The following is a 14,187-nucleotide window of genomic DNA, read 5'->3' as shown; positions in this document are numbered from 1 at the left end:
AAGCGGTCAGCGGCGCTCCCACAGGCAGTCGCCGCTCAGTTCGATCAAGAACATCCTGGGCGGCACCTCGAACTGCAGGCGTTGACCCGGCTCTCCGACAGCCGTTGCCGGTGCGCTGAGCTGGCCGGGAATCACCACTTCCTGCTGTTGCACGCGGCACTGCGCAGCCGAATTCTGAGGCGTCGCAGTCCATTTGCCCGAGACCATGTCCGGATTGCGCATGCCTTGTCCGTGCAGTTTGAGCGGCGAGCCGAAGCTCACCCAGCGATCGGCCGGCGGTTGCGGCGTGGTCACCGGCTGCCATGCACCACCCCGGCACACCGACGGGCCGTCGGCATCGGGCATCCGCGTCATCGCGCCCTCGAGATCCGCTGTGCAGCTGCCGCTTCCGGGTGGCGCGCCGGGTTCAGCGCAGGCCACCGGCGCGCTGGCCAGTGCGACGAGAATTCCGATGAGCGCCAGTCTGAGCATGCTCACACCTTGGACAGGTCCGTGCGCATCAGCATGACGTTGTAGTCGTCCCACAACGACAGGTTCCAGTACAGGTCGGTACCGGTGCCCTGGGTCGACGGCGACCACGGATGCATCATCGGCGCGTAGATGCCGCCGGGCTGCTGGCTCATCAGGACCTTCGCGCTCGACCAGGTGCCCTGCGGGGTGTCCGACGTCCGCATCACGATGTTGTTGAACTGATCGCCGTGGAGCACCACATATTTGTTCAACTGCTTGTTGTACTGCACGGACATTTCGCTGACCTGGTTGCCGGGATTGGCGACGCCGCAGGCACCCTGGTCTACTCCGAACACGGCCGTGGCCGCGGCGGGGTCGTTCTTGCGCCAGCCGGCCGGGGTCGCTCCCCAGCCGAAGAAGCCGGCGTTTCCGCCGTTCCAGTACTCGTACTTGGTCAGGTCCAGAATGTCCTGTTCGGGCACCCGCGACAGGTACGCGGCACCTTGTCGACCGTTGGGGGTGCCGTACATGTAGACGTATCCGTCGCCGGGCCGGACGAACGCCGACTGCTGGAAGTTCTGGTTGCCGCTCCACGGCTGGTTGTAGCGGACGGTCTGCGGCGCGACATGGAAGGTCTCGCCGTTGTCGTCGGACCACGCGATCGCCGAGTAGTTCGTCGTCCACGAACCCGGTGAGCCCCACTGGGACACCGACATGAAACTGACGTACTGGATGGCGCCGAACCGCGAGCCCGGTGTGGGTACCGAGATTCCCGCAGTCGGGATGAGCGTCACACCGGCGGGCAGACCTTCGGCGAAGATGACCTGCCTGGCCCGGTTCGGGTTGCCGTCGGGTCCCAACGGCGCGCCGCCGAACATGTTGCCGGTGTACCACTGACCGTTGGGAATCTCGATCCCGTTGGCGAGGTCCCAGTCGGAGCTGCGGAAGATGGTGTTGGACCGCCAGTCCACCGACATGTTCCCGTCGGCGAACGTGTCGCCGACGGCGATCAGGATCTGGTGTTCGTTGATCGGCGTGTTCGGATCGTCGGGAATGCCGTTGTCCCACATGATGCCGAGGTCCGTGCCGCCCACCCGGTAGCGGTCGACGGTGTTGGCCATCAGGTCCGAATATCCGCTGAGGGGATCGTTGGGATATTTGTACGCGCCCGTCACCCAGGAAACGAATTGTGTCGACGGGCTCACCTGTGGGTTGGGGAAGGGCGAGTAGAGCGGTCCCGCCGGCGCCGCCGCTGCTGCGAGCGCCAGCCTGGTCGCGGGTTCCACCAGCGTCGTCGCCGTCGGGGTGGGCCGCCCCGTCAACGCCGAGAAGAGGTTCTCGAATTCGCGGCGAGCGAATGCGAGCAGGCCCCAGATCAGCGGCGGTTGCGCGGGCGTCGTCGGCGCCGTGCCGGCCAACGGGTTGAGGACCCAATTGATCGCGCTGGACACGACATTGGCCACCGTGGTGAACAGGTTCGGCGGCGCGGTCGGGGTAGTCGCCGACGTCGGCTGAAAAGCGGCCATCGTCGACGATACGTCGTCGGTCGTCGCCGCCAACGAACGGGCATCGGCGAATACTGCGAACCTGGTCGGTTCCTGAACCGCCGCAGCGGGATTCGAGACCGACTGTACCGTGCGTGCCGTAGCGCTGGCGGACGGTTGTTCGATCGCCGCAGTAGCGGCCCCGTCGGGCTTCGACTGTGACGATGGAGATGAATCCGGTTTGCGCGCAGCAGTTTCCACTGAGTTCTTGGCCGGCTCGGCTGTCGGCGTTACCGTCGGTTCGGCTGTCGGCGTCGCGGTCGGTTCGGCTGTCGGCGTCCGCGTTGGTTCGGGTTCTGTCGTCGCGGTGGGCTCGGGTTCTGGTTCCGGTTTCGGCTCGTCTGGTGTCGCCGTCGTCTCGGCGGCGACGGTGACCTCCGGTGCTTTGGCGTCGGGCGCCGACCCGGTGTTGGTCTGCGCGCTGACCGTCACACCACCGGTGACGGTGGTTGTAGTCGTCGAGTTCTTCGACTCGTCGGCGTCCGCGTCGGACGGACCGTCGGTATCGGTCTCGGTCTCCGTCTCGGTCTCTGTCTCTGTCGACGTCCGACTGGAACCCGTGGTCACGCCGGTCGCTGAAGTCGCGGCACCGGTCCCGGATCCGCCCGACGGCTCTGTCGAGGATTGCTCGGAGTTGGCGGAGTTACCTGGTTGTGAGTCGGTGGTTTCGGCCGCTGCGATGCCGTGTCCCGAGGCAATCGCACTGCCCACGCCCAGAGCGACGGCCAATCCGCCGACACGACCGATGTACCTTGCTGCGCCCACGCTTCCCCTCCACGAGAAAGAAATCCCCCTCCCCGTCAATTAGCGCCATTTAATAGCACCGGCAGGCACCGCGCAGCAAAAAGGACAAATGTCGCATGAGCAACAAGCGTCCCTGTGGTTCTGATCGTGTACGGGTTTTGGCGACTGGCCCCGGGGCCAGCAACGCCGACTAGGAGAGCAGGCCGGCCTTGCGCAGCGCTTCGTCGTACAGTCCCATGGCCTCGCCGAGGCCGTCGTTGACCCAGGCGTCGACCATTCCGACCCGGTCGGCCACCAGTTGGATCTGGGTGACCCACTGCTGGAATTCGTCGTCGCGGCGCAGAGCGTCGATCTGCTCCTGGGAGCCTTGGATCAGGATGAACCCGCCGAGTTCGACGCTCTGCGGACGAAGGATCGCGGTGTCGAAGCGCTCGATTCTCCCGTCGCGCTGGAGGCGGTCGAGATAGCCCGTCGTGGACTGTCTGAGGAGTTCGAGAGCGTGCACTTCGCGTCCGCGCGCGGGGATTCCCCACGCGATCCAGAACCCTGCATCGGCCATGCGCCCATCATGCGCTGCCGGCGAGCGCTGTGACGGCGCCGACACGGCGGAAGATCGGGGAGTCGGGACGATGGTGGCTCCCCCGGCTGGACTCGAACCAGCAACCCTTCGGTTAACAGCCGAATGCTCTGCCAATTGAGCTACAGGGGACTGCTCACCCGCGATCACGCTAGTGTGCGGGCCGGGGGTTGACTCTAGCCTACGTCTCGCAGAACCCGCCAATACGCCGTCGCCCCGCGCGCTCTCAGGTACGTGAGGCAGGATGGGACCGAACACACCGTCGTCTGGAAGGGACCCAGTGATCGGGTATTTCGTCGTATTGGGTGTCGGCTATGTACTGGGCTCGAAGGCCGGCCGTCGCCGATATGAGCAGATCGCCGGAACCTACAAGGCGGTCACCGAGAGCCCGGCGGCCAAAGCCGTGATCGACGCCGGTCGGCGCAAGATCGCCGATCGGGTGTCGCCGGACCCGCCGATGGTCACGTTGACGGAGATCGACAACGGGACGACGGTGATCGGCCCCGATGTCGAGCAAGGAGAGAAGGTCCGTTAACGGTACGGGTCGTTGATGGTCTGGCCGGGGAACATGGGCGAAGTGTTGATGCCGACCCCGTCCGATCCGTTGAGGCCGACCTCCGGTGTGCCGACGTTGACGCCGTTGCCGTTGGAGTACGACAGGCACTTGCCGTCTTCCTTGTTGCCGAACCATGCCAGGCAGGCCGGCGCTGCCTGAGCATCAATCGCCGTCGATCCCAGCACGGCTGCCGCGAACGGAGCCGCGACCGCGGCCACCGCGAACGCGCCTGCAGCGACGAGCCGCCGCGCCCGGTTGTTGATCGATGTCACGTGCCCGCCTTCCTGACCGTCTCCGACGGTTTATAGCGCGCCCACCATATCGCGTTACCACCTGCTACGCAGAGATGTCGTCGCCGCTCGCCTGTTCCAGCAGGCTGCGGCGATACGCCTCCATCGCGACCAGGTCCCCGAACAACGCGTGATACTCGTCGCCCTGCTCAACCGGCGACATGCGCTGCAGCTTGGACTTCACCTCGGCGATCTGGCGGCCCACCCACACCTCCTGCAGCCGGGCCAGCACCCCGCCGATGTAGCGCGGCAACCGCTCGTCGTCGTCGACGTTGATGGCCTCGACTCCCAGTTCGTTGACCAGGTTCGCCGCCGCGGGCGTCGCGACGTTGGAGCGGACCGTCTCGATCCATTCCGCGCCGGACCGCCCCGTCGACGTCCCGCCGGCGGCCTCGATGGCCTGTCGCACCGCGGCATAACCCGGATGCGTGAAGCTCTCGACGGTCAGCGAGTCGAACACCGGGCCCGCCAGCGCCGGATACTGCAGCGCGGATTTGAGCGCTTCGCGCTGCGGCCACAGCGTCGGATCGGCCGGATCGGGCCGCGGCCCCGCCTCGGGGGTGCGGGCTCTGCGCGGCTGCGCCTGTTCGGTCGCGCCGCGCCGCCGACCGCCGCGGTCGGGCAGACCGCGCTTCTGGGCCTCCTCGCGAACCCGCGTCAACACCTGCGTGTCGTCGGCCCAGCCGACCCAGCCCGCCAGCCGTCGGGCGTACTCGTCGCGCAGCATCGGCTCCTTGATGCGCGCCACCATCGGTACGCACCGGCGTAGCGCCGACACCCGGCCCTCTGCGCTGTCGAGGTCGTGCTCGGCCAGCGCGGTGCGAATCGCGAACTCGAACAACGGAGTTCGTCGCGCCACCAGATCGCGCAGCGCACCCTCGCCGAAATGAAGCCGGATGTCACACGGATCCATCCCGGCTAATTTCTCTTCTGGGGCCACCGCCACGAACGACTGCCCCGCCAGGTTCTGCTCACCCTCGAACGCCTTGATCGCCGCGGCGCGCCCCGCGGCGTCCCCGTCGAAGACGTAGATCAGTTCGCCGCGAAAGAAATTGTCGTCCATCATCAGTCGCCGCAGCATCGACAGGTGGTCGTCGCCGAACGCGGTTCCGCACGACGCGACCGCCGTCGTCACCCCGGACAGGTGCATGGCCATTACGTCGGTGTAGCCCTCGACCACCACGGCCTGATGCCCCTTGGCGATGTCGCGCTTGGCCAGGTCCAGTCCGAACAGCACCGAGGACTTCTTGTACAGCACGGTTTCGGGTGTGTTGACGTACTTGGCTTCCATCGGGTCGTCGTCGAAGATGCGTCGGGCGCCGAAACCGATCACCTCGCTGCCGCTGGCCCTGATCGGCCACAGCAGCCGGCGGTGGAAGCGGTCCATCGGTCCGCGTTTGCCTTCGCGGGACAGCCCGGCCGCCTCGAGCTCCTTGAACTCGAATCCCTTGCGCAGCAGGTGTTTTGTGAGCGTGTCCCAGCCGGACGGGGCGAAGCCGCAGCCGAACCGCTTGGCCGCCTGAGCGTCGAAGTTGCGTTCGATCAGGTACTGGCGCGCGGGCGCGGCCTCGTCGGACTCCAGCGCGGTCGCGTAGAACTCCTGCGCGGCCGCGTTGGCCGCAAGCAACCGGCTGCGGCTGCCGCGGTCGCGCTGCACGTTCGTGGTCGACGCGCCGGTGTAGGTGATCGTGTAGCCGACGCGGTCGGCGAGCAGTTCGACCGATTCGACGAAGCTGACGTGTTCGATCTTCTGGACGAACGCGTAGACGTCGCCACCCTCACCGCAGCCGAAACAGTGGAAGTGGCCGTGGTTGGGCCGCACATGAAACGACGGCGACTTCTCGTCGTGAAACGGACACAGACCCTTCATCGAGTCTGCACCGGCCCGCCGCAGCTGCACGTAGTCGCCGACGACGTCCTCGATGCGAACCTGGTCACGGATGGCCGCGATGTCGCGATCAGGAATGCGGCCGGCCACCGGGCCAGTCTAGAGCGCCCGGCGTCGGGCGCGATCACGCTTAGGCCGGTTCCAACCGCTCCAACCGGCCCTCTGTGAAGGACGCAACCTGGTCGATGACCACGCGCAGCCGGGCGCCGTCGTCGCCTGCGGCGTTGAACGCCGGAACGAAGATCGGGTCGAGGGTGGCCGGGGCGCCCGCGGCCAACCACGCCACCACCCGGTGAACGCGCTCGCGCTGCTGTGCCTGCAGCTCCAGATGCCGAGGGTCGGACATGATGAACTGCAGCGCCAGGATCTTGAGCACCGCGACCTCGGCCCGGACCAGTTCCGGGACGCGCACGTCGGCCTGGTAGCGGACCACCGGACCCGGTCCGGATTCCTCGCGGGTGGCCGCGATGGCCGCGGAGGCGAACCGGCCGACCAATTCGCTGGTCAACCGTTTGAGCGCGACCGAGGCCGACAAGGTTCCGTCGTATTTGCCGACGGCGGCCACGACCGGCAGGTCAGAGAGTCGCGCCGCCGCGGCCACCAGATCGTCGGAGCGCAGCCCGGCGCCCATCCCGCTCGCCTCCCCCAGCCGGCCCAACTCGGCGGCCGCGTCGTTGTCGGCCAGCACCCGCATGTCGATGCGACCGGACACCACGCCGTCCTCGACGTCGTGCACGGAATACGCGACGTCGTCGGCCCAGTCCATCACCTGGGCCTCCAAGCACGGCTTGCCGGCGGGCGCACCGGTGCGCACCCACTCGGCGGCGGGCACGTCGTCCTCGTAGAAACCGAACTTGGCCGGCCGTTCGCCGCGCCGCCACGGGTACTTGGTGACGGCGTCCAGAGCGGCGCGGGTGAGGTTCAGGCCCGCGCTTTCGCCATCGGCGGCAACGACTTTCGGCTCTAGTCGGGTCAGGATGCGGAAGTTCTGCGCGTTGCCCTCGAAGCCGCCGCAGTCAGCGGCGATCTCGTTCAGCGCGCGCTCGCCGTTGTGCCCGTAGGGCGGATGCCCGATGTCGTGGGCCAACCCGGCGAGGTCGACGAGGTCGGGGTCGCAGCCCAACCCGATCGCCATCCCGCGGCCGATCTGGGCGACTTCCAGCGAGTGGGTCAGCCGCGTGCGCGGTGTCTCGCCCTGGCGCGGCCCGACCACCTGCGTCTTGTCGGCCAGCCGGCGCAGCGCCGCACAGTGCAGCACCCGGGCCCGGTCCCGCGCGAAATCGGTGCGGTGATGATTGTCGGCGCCCGGCAGCGCGGCACCCTTCGGTGGCTCGACCGCCCGTCGCTCGCGGTCGAACTCGTCGTAGGGATCTGCGTTCGCTGTCACCGACGAATAGTCTGCCAGCACCAACCGGCCGGACCGTGCCGCACATTAGATTGACGGCATGCGCCTTGTCCGCTTGCTGACCCTCGTGCTCGCCACGATCGCCGCCGGTGCGCTTGTCGCGCCCACGGCATCGGCTGAGACTCCGTTCCGGCTCCCGGGTTACGTCACCGACAACGCGGGCGTGCTGAACGCTGCCGGCCGTGCACAGGTGACCTCGGCGATCGACGAGTTGTACGCGAGCCGCAAGACCCGGTTGTGGGTCGTCTACGTCGAGTCGTTCTCCGGCCAGTCGGCGCAAACGTGGGCGCGTAACACGATGCGGGTGAGCGACCTGGGTGATTTCGACGCGCTGCTCGCCATCGCGACAGGCGATCGTGCGTATGCCTTCCTGGTTCCGAGCAGCGCCACCGAACTGAGTTCCAGCCGAGTGGAAAGCGTGCGGCGCAACGACATCGAACCCGCACTGCGTCAGGACGACTGGGTCGGTGCGGCGGTGGCCGCGGCCGAGGGTCTCGCTCAGTCCGCCGGCTCGGGTTCGACGATCAGCTGGTTCGGGTTGCTGGTCGCGCTGGGGGTGATCGCGCTTGCGGTGGTGCTGTTGATGTTCTGGCGACGGCGGCGGCGGCGCAAGCGCCGGGAGGCCGAGTTCGCCGCGGCACGTCGAGTGGATCCGACCGATCCCCACGCGCTGGCGGCGGTGTCGCTGGACGCCCTCGATGACCTGTCGCGCGCGATGGTGGTCGAAGTCGACAACGCCGTGCGCACCAGCGACCACGAATTGCAGCTCGCCGTAGAGGAATTCGGCACCGAGCGCACGGAGCCGTTCACGCGTGCGGTCAACAACGCCAAGACGACCCTCGGCCAGGCGTTCAACGTCCGGCAGATCCTCGACGACGCCATTCCGGAATCCCCGGCGCAGCGTCGCGACCTCTTGACTCGCGTGGTGGTCGCCGCCGCCAAGGCCGATCGTGAACTGGAAGCGCAGCGGGACGCGTTCGCAGACCTGCGGAATCTGGTGATCAACGCGCCGTCGCGCCTGGGCGCATTGACCCAGCAGGTGGTCGGCATCACCGCCCAGCTGGGCCCGTCGCAGCAGAAGCTCGAGCAACTGCACGGCGAGTTCGAGGCGACGGCGCTGAGTTCGGTGGCCGGCAATGTGGACGCGGCCAAGGAATTGCTGACCTTCGCCGACCAGAACATCGCCCGTGCGCGCGATCTTGCCGAGCGGCCGGTGGCGGGGCGCCAGACCGAACTCGTCGAATGTGTCCGCGCGGCCGAGGCCGCCTTGGCCCAGGCACGCGGGCTGCTGGACGCGGTGGACAGCGCTGCCAGTGACATCCGCCGGGCGGCCGCCACGCTGCCGGCGGCGATCGAAGACATTCAGAACGGCATCAAGCAGGCCGGCGCCCTGCTAAAGCAGGGCAACGTGCCGCAAGCCGCTCAGTTGGCTGAGGCCCGCGACGCTGCGGCGGTCGCGGTGGCGGCCGCGCAGCGCTCGAATTCGGCTGACCCGCTGGGCTCCTTCACCGAGCTGACGAAGGCCGACGCGGATCTTGACCGGCTGCTGGCCGCCGTCGAACAGGAACGGGAAGCGGCCGAGCGACTCAACCGGGCGTTGGACGAAGCGCTGTTCACTGCCCGGTCGCGGGTTCGGTCGGTGTCGGATTTCATCGACACCCGCCGCGGCATCGTCGGTCCGGAGGCCCGCACCCGGCTGGCCGAGGCCGTCCGACAGATCGGCGCGGCCGAGGAGAAGCGGTCGACGGATCCGGCCGGGGCCATCGCGCACGCCAACGGCGCGGCGATGCTCGCGTCGCAGGCGCAGACCCTCGCCAACGCCGATATGCAGAACGCGCGTCACTCGTATATGGGTGGTCCATTCGGCGGCGGGGGCGGCGGGGGCAACATGGGCGCGATCATCGGCGGGATCCTGATCGGCAACATCCTCAGCGGAGGAATGCGTGGCGGTTTCGGCGGCGGTTTCGGCGGCGGTGGCTTCAGTCCCGGTTCGTTCGGCGGCTCCGGCGGCGGGGGCGGAATGTTCGGCGGCGGCGGCCGGTTCTAGCCGCTAACCGCGCGCGCCGCGCGAGCAGACGCAAATTGCCCGAAAACGCGGCTTTAAGGGGCAATTTGCGTCTGCTCGCGGGAGGTGTCGCGGGAGGTTCAGCAGCCCTTGAGGCGAACGGCGAGGTAGTCGCTGACGTTGTCGAGGGCGACGCGGTCCTGCGTCATCGCGTCGCGCTCGCGGATCGTCACGGCCTGGTCCTCGAGCGAGTCGAAATCGACCGTCACGCAGAACGGGGTGCCGATCTCGTCCTGGCGGCGGTAGCGGCGGCCGATCGCTCCGGCGTCGTCGAACTCAACGTTCCAGTTCTTGCGCAGTTCGGCCGCGAGGTCGCGCGCCTTCGGTGAGAGTGCCTCGTTACGCGACAGCGGCAGCACAGCGGCTTTGACCGGCGCGAGCCGCGGATCCAGCCGTAGCACGGTGCGCTTGTCGACGCCGCCCTTGGCGTTGGGCGCCTCGTCCTCGGCGTAGGCGTCGACGAGAAACGCCATGAACGACCGCGTCAACCCGGCTGCCGGTTCGATCACGTACGGCACATAACGGGTGTCGTTGGCCTGATCGTAGTACGACAGGTCGACGCCGGAATGCTTTGTGTGCGTGGACAAGTCGAAGTCGGTGCGGTTGGCGACACCCTCCAGCTCGCCCCACGGGTTGCCGACGAAGCCGAATTTGTACTCGATGTCGACCGTGCGGTCGGAGTAGTGCGACAGCTTCTCCTTGGGGTGCTCGTAGAGGCGGAGGTTGTCGCGGTCGATGCCGAGTTCGACGTACCACTGCAGCCGCTCGTCGATCCAATACTGGTGCCACTCGCGGGCCGTCGACGGCTCGACGAAGAACTCCATCTCCATCTGCTCGAACTCGCGGGTCCGGAAGATGAAGTTGCCGGGAGTGATTTCGTTGCGGAAGCTCTTACCCGTCTGGGCGATACCGAATGGCGGCTTTTTGCGTTGTGTGGTAACGACATTGGTGAAGTTGACGAAGATGCCCTGCGCGGTCTCCGGCCGCAGATAGTGCAGCCCTTCCTCGGTCTCGATCGGCCCGAGGTAGGTCTTGAGCATCATGTTGAAGTCGCGCGGCTCGGTCCACTGGCCCTTGGTCCCGCAGTCCGGGCAGGCGATGTCGCTCATCGGCACCGAGTCGGGATCGTCGATCCCCTTCTTCTCGGCGTACGCCTCCTGCATGTGGTCCTGCCGGTGGCGCTTGTGGCAGTTGAGGCACTCGACCAGCGGATCGTTGAACACGTCGACGTGCCCGGAGGCCACCCACACCTCGCGCGGCAGGATGATCGCCGAGTCGAGGCCAACGACGTCGTCGCGGCTGGTGACCACCGAGCGCCACCACTGGCGCTTGATGTTCTCCTTGAGCTCCACCCCGAGCGGGCCGTAATCCCACGCCGATCTGGTGCCGCCGTAGATCTCCCCCGATTGGTAGACCAGGCCGCGCCGCTTGGCCAGGTTCGCGACGGTGTCGATGATCGAAGAAGATGAAGCCACGAACGCACAGCCTAGCGACCGCCACATTCCCCGCGAGCGACCGCATTTGCACACGACACGCCGCAGACTTCGCGAACAGACACGGTCGCTCGCGCTGAAGGTGGCTCGGTTTCCGGCGTTGACATGCATCGAAGCGCATGTATTGTGGCGGTCATAATGAAAACCGTTTCCACTTGGGCTGACGGACACCCCGCGACCGCTGAAGCCACCCACGACCACAGCGGCGAACCGTTTCCCGAACTGCCGCCGCGCGATGTGCTCGACACTTCCGGCGACCTGCTGCGGGCACTGGCCGCCCCGGTGCGCATCGCGATCGTGCTGCAGCTGCGGGAGTCGGCGCGCTGCGTGCATGAACTCGTCGACGCGCTGGCCGTACCGCAACCGCTGGTCAGCCAGCATCTGCGAATCCTCAAGGCCGCTGGTGTGGTGGCCGGCGAGCGATCCGGACGCGAAGTGATGTACCGCCTCGTCGATCACCACCTCGCCGAGATCGTCGTCGCGGCGGTGACGCATGCGGCCGAGGCGGGCCAGTGAGCATGGGAGTGCGCGCCACCCGGCAGCGGGCGGCCATCGCGGCGCTGCTGGACAACCTCGACGAGTTCCGCTCCGCCCAGGAACTGCACGACGAGTTGCGGCGCCGCGGTGAAGGCATCGGGCTGACGACGGTCTACCGCACCCTGCAGCAGATGGCGACCGCGGGCGTCGTCGACACGTTGCGCACCGACACCGGCGAGTCGGTGTACCGGCGCTGCTCAGAGGACCACCATCACCACCTGGTGTGCCGCGTATGCGGGTCGACGGTGGAAATTCAGGGCGGTGACGTCGAAACCTGGGCCGCCGACGTCGCCCACGAACACGGCTTCTCCGATGTCAGCCACACGATCGAAATCTTCGGCGTCTGCGGCGACTGCGCGGCCGGAAGCCCTGAGACTCCGCGGGCTCGAAACTGAACTTCTGCACGAGATTCCGGCGGCGGGACGGCGCACACAAGTTCAGTTTCGGCGCGAACGATTCAGCCGACTAGCGCGCGACGCACCTCGGAACCGGTGGCCAGCACCATGAGGATGAGCGTGCGCAGCGCGTCGTCGGTCAACCCGGCGGCGGGAAAGTTGTAGCGCAACAGCACATCCGCGGCCTTCTTCGAGTTGCGCTTGGCCCCCGCGGCGACCTCCTTGGGCCCGCTCTTGGCCGCCAGCGACACCGTGCCCAGCAGCGTGTTATGGGCATGCTCGGCGACCTTGGCTCGCAGCTTGGCGTCCAGCGGCAGGTCCCAGGCCAGGATCTGGGTGAGCGACACCAACTCGAGTCCTTCGGCGACCGGAACCGTGCGCAGCGAGGCGAACGTCTCGTCGTGATGGACGGTCACCGCGCCGTCGGCCTCGCGCGTGACGGGCAGCACCCCCTCGAGGATCTCGCCGAGCCGATCTTGCAGCGCCATCACGCCCTACCGAAGCGTCGGTTGCGGTTGACGTACTCCCCGCAGGCGGCCCACAGATCGCGGCGGTCGTAGTCGGGCCACAGCTTGTCCTGGAACACGAACTCGGCGTATGCCGCCTGCCACAGCAGGAAGTTGCTGGCGCGCTGCTCCCCCGAGGTCCGGATGAACAGGTCGACGTCGGGGATGTCGGAGCGGTGCAGGTGCTTGGCGAAGGTGGCCTCGCTGATGCGATTCGGCTTGATCCTGCCGTCGGCCGCCAGCTGCGCGAGCTCGCGGGTCGCCTCGACGATCTCGGTGCGGCCACCGTAGTTGACGCAGTAGTTGATCGTGATGACGTCGTTGCCGACGGTCATCTGCTCGGCGATGTCGAACTCCTTGATCACGCTGCGCCACATCCGCGGTCGCGAACCGACCCAACGCATCCGTACGCCCATGTCGTTGAGGTTCTCCCTGCGCCGACGCACCACTTCCCGGTTGAAGCCCATCAGGAAGCGCACCTCCTCGGTGCTGCGGTTCCAGTTCTCGGTGGAGAACGCATACACCGTCAGGTGCTTGATACCGATTTCTATTGCGCCGCAGGTGATGTCGATGAGCACGGCCTCCCCCATCTTGTGCCCCTCGGTGCGGTGCAGGCCACGCTGGGTGGCCCAGCGGCCGTTGCCGTCCATGACGACGGCGACGTGGCGGGGCACCTGGTCGGCCGGAATCCTTGGCGCGGCCTCCTTGGAGGTGTGCTGGGGCGGGCGGGCGAACCGGCCGTTGGTGCCTGCCGGGATCTCGGGGAAGACGACGGGCCACGTCGACTTGTCGGGGAACGTCGGGTAGTCGTCAGGCGCCGGGGGCAGCTGTGGGTAGATTGCCGGGGCCTTCCTCCGCCCAGCCCGTTCGCTTGCCATGGGGCACATCCTGCCCGACCAGCGACACATGCTGGTCGACCACCACCGCGGTGCGGTGATCGCCCAGGGTCCTGTCCACCCGGTACACCCGCTCGACCAGCGGCAACGTCCGCAGTTGGCGCTCCAGATGCCACTGCAGATGCGCGGCGACCAGCCCACTGGCCTGGCTCCGGTGCGACGACGTCGACGTCTCGGCGTGCTCCCAGTCCCCGTCGTGCAGCGCAGCCATCAAGTCCAGTACCCCCTGCGGCGGCGTCACCGACCCCGACGGCCGGCAGTGCACGCACACGCTGCCCCCGGCCGCCACATGGAAGGCCCGGTGCGGACCCGGCGCGGCACACCGGGCGCATTCGGTCAGCGCCGGGGCCCACCCCGCGATCCCCATGGCCCGCAACAAGTAGGCGTCCAGCACGAGCTCACGGGGTCGGCCGCCGTCGGCCACCGCCCGCAATGCGGCCACCGTCAGCCGGTGCAGCGCGGGCATCGGGGCGCGTTCCTCACCGGCCAGACGTTCGGCGGTCTCCAGCACCGCGCATGCGCAGGTGTAGCGGCCGTAGTCACTGACGATGTCGGAGGCGAACGCGTCGATGGCCTGCACCTGGGTGACGATGTCGAGATTCCGGCCGGGATGCAGCTGAACGTCGATGTGCGCGAACGGCTCCAGCCTGGCGCCGAACTTGCTGCGGGTGCGCCGCACCCCCTTGGCCACCGCCCGCACCAACCCGTGGTCACGGGTCAGAAGTGTCACGATCCGGTCGGCCTCGCCGAGCTTGTGCTGGCGCACCACCACCGCCCGGTCCCGATACAGCCGCATCGGTTCAGTCTCCCACCACCATCCGTCAGATTCCGATTCGCACCG

14 protein-coding genes and 1 tRNA gene are annotated in these 14,187 nt (G+C 67.6%); 4 read left to right on the top strand and 11 right to left on the bottom strand.

Features of this window, described 5'->3' with window-relative positions:
* Nucleotides 1-6: 6 nt before the first annotated feature.
* The 4 genes from AU185_RS06705 to AU185_RS06690 all read right to left on the bottom strand — a co-directional run bounded on the left by AU185_RS06705 (nucleotide 7) and on the right by AU185_RS06690 (nucleotide 3,447).
* Nucleotides 7-471: a hypothetical protein gene (locus AU185_RS06705; RefSeq protein ID WP_059102466.1), complete on the bottom strand. Its 465-nt coding sequence runs from the start codon at nucleotides 469-471 to the stop codon at nucleotides 7-9.
* A gap of 2 nt (nucleotides 472-473) precedes the next feature.
* Nucleotides 474-2,759, bottom strand: coding sequence for a DUF5005 domain-containing protein (locus tag AU185_RS06700; protein ID WP_059102465.1), 2,286 nt, complete (start codon nucleotides 2,757-2,759; stop codon nucleotides 474-476).
* 169 nt (nucleotides 2,760-2,928) lie between these two features.
* Nucleotides 2,929-3,297: a hypothetical protein gene (locus tag AU185_RS06695; RefSeq protein ID WP_059102464.1), complete on the bottom strand. Its 369-nt coding sequence runs from the start codon at nucleotides 3,295-3,297 to the stop codon at nucleotides 2,929-2,931.
* Between the two features lie 74 nt (nucleotides 3,298-3,371).
* A tRNA-Asn gene (locus AU185_RS06690) sits at nucleotides 3,372-3,447 on the bottom strand.
* 148 nt (nucleotides 3,448-3,595) lie between these two features.
* On the opposite strand from AU185_RS06690, the gene AU185_RS06685 reads away from it, so the two are divergent.
* Nucleotides 3,596-3,850, top strand: a complete 255-nt coding sequence (locus AU185_RS06685; protein ID WP_059102463.1) for a hypothetical protein — start codon at nucleotides 3,596-3,598, stop codon at nucleotides 3,848-3,850.
* Here the strand turns inward: AU185_RS06685 and AU185_RS06680 are convergent.
* From AU185_RS06680 to AU185_RS06670, 3 genes are all read right to left on the bottom strand, one after another.
* Nucleotides 3,847-4,143, bottom strand: coding sequence for a DUF7155 family protein (locus AU185_RS06680; RefSeq protein WP_059102462.1), 297 nt, complete (start codon nucleotides 4,141-4,143; stop codon nucleotides 3,847-3,849). The two genes, AU185_RS06685 and AU185_RS06680, sit on opposite strands and share 4 nt — an antisense overlap.
* 64 nt (nucleotides 4,144-4,207) lie before the next feature.
* Nucleotides 4,208-6,139, bottom strand: coding sequence for a DNA primase (dnaG, locus tag AU185_RS06675; RefSeq protein ID WP_059102461.1), 1,932 nt, complete (start codon nucleotides 6,137-6,139; stop codon nucleotides 4,208-4,210).
* 40 nt (nucleotides 6,140-6,179) lie between these two features.
* Nucleotides 6,180-7,436, bottom strand: a complete 1,257-nt coding sequence (locus tag AU185_RS06670) for a deoxyguanosinetriphosphate triphosphohydrolase (protein WP_059102501.1) — start codon at nucleotides 7,434-7,436, stop codon at nucleotides 6,180-6,182.
* Between the two features lie 58 nt (nucleotides 7,437-7,494).
* On the opposite strand from AU185_RS06670, the gene AU185_RS06665 reads away from it, so the two are divergent.
* Entirely contained in the window at nucleotides 7,495-9,501 is a 2,007-nt protein-coding gene (locus AU185_RS06665; RefSeq protein ID WP_059102460.1) for a TPM domain-containing protein, read from the top strand.
* Nucleotides 9,502-9,599: 98 nt separating this feature from the next.
* Here AU185_RS06665 and AU185_RS06660 read toward each other — a convergent pair whose 3' ends face one another.
* Complete coding sequence (locus AU185_RS06660) at nucleotides 9,600-11,021, bottom strand: glycine--tRNA ligase (RefSeq protein ID WP_059102459.1); 1,422 nt, start codon at nucleotides 11,019-11,021, stop codon at nucleotides 9,600-9,602.
* Nucleotides 11,022-11,150: 129 nt separating this feature from the next.
* On the opposite strand from AU185_RS06660, the gene AU185_RS06655 reads away from it, so the two are divergent.
* A complete protein-coding gene (locus AU185_RS06655; protein WP_059102458.1) occupies nucleotides 11,151-11,528 on the top strand; it encodes an ArsR/SmtB family transcription factor in 378 nt (125 codons plus the stop codon).
* A 2-nt stretch (nucleotides 11,529-11,530) separates the two neighbouring features.
* Entirely contained in the window at nucleotides 11,531-11,944 is a 414-nt protein-coding gene (locus tag AU185_RS06650) for a Fur family transcriptional regulator (RefSeq protein ID WP_172800153.1), read from the top strand.
* A gap of 62 nt (nucleotides 11,945-12,006) precedes the next feature.
* On the opposite strand, the gene AU185_RS06645 is transcribed toward AU185_RS06650, so the two are convergent.
* Genes AU185_RS06645 through recO form a run of 3 tightly spaced genes read right to left on the bottom strand, consistent with a single transcriptional unit; the run spans nucleotide 12,007 to nucleotide 14,142 of the window.
* The gene (locus tag AU185_RS06645; RefSeq protein WP_059102456.1) at nucleotides 12,007-12,432 is read right to left on the bottom strand and encodes a hypothetical protein; all 426 of its coding nucleotides are present in this window, start codon (nucleotides 12,430-12,432) and stop codon (nucleotides 12,007-12,009) included.
* Entirely contained in the window at nucleotides 12,432-13,328 is an 897-nt protein-coding gene (locus tag AU185_RS06640) for a decaprenyl diphosphate synthase (RefSeq protein WP_059102455.1), read from the bottom strand. Before AU185_RS06640 ends, AU185_RS06645 begins: the two co-directional genes overlap by 1 nt.
* Nucleotides 13,261-14,142: a DNA repair protein RecO gene (gene recO, locus AU185_RS06635; protein WP_059102454.1), complete on the bottom strand. Its 882-nt coding sequence runs from the start codon at nucleotides 14,140-14,142 to the stop codon at nucleotides 13,261-13,263. The genes AU185_RS06640 and recO overlap by 68 nt, the downstream gene beginning before the upstream one ends.
* Nucleotides 14,143-14,187: the final 45 nt, after the last annotated feature.

The sequence above is a fragment of the Mycobacterium sp. GA-0227b genome, assembly GCF_001499855.1.
Lineage (GTDB): Bacteria > Actinomycetota > Actinomycetes > Mycobacteriales > Mycobacteriaceae > Mycobacterium.
Note: the sequence above shows the minus strand (reverse complement) of the source record. Positions and strands in the feature narration are given on the sequence as shown.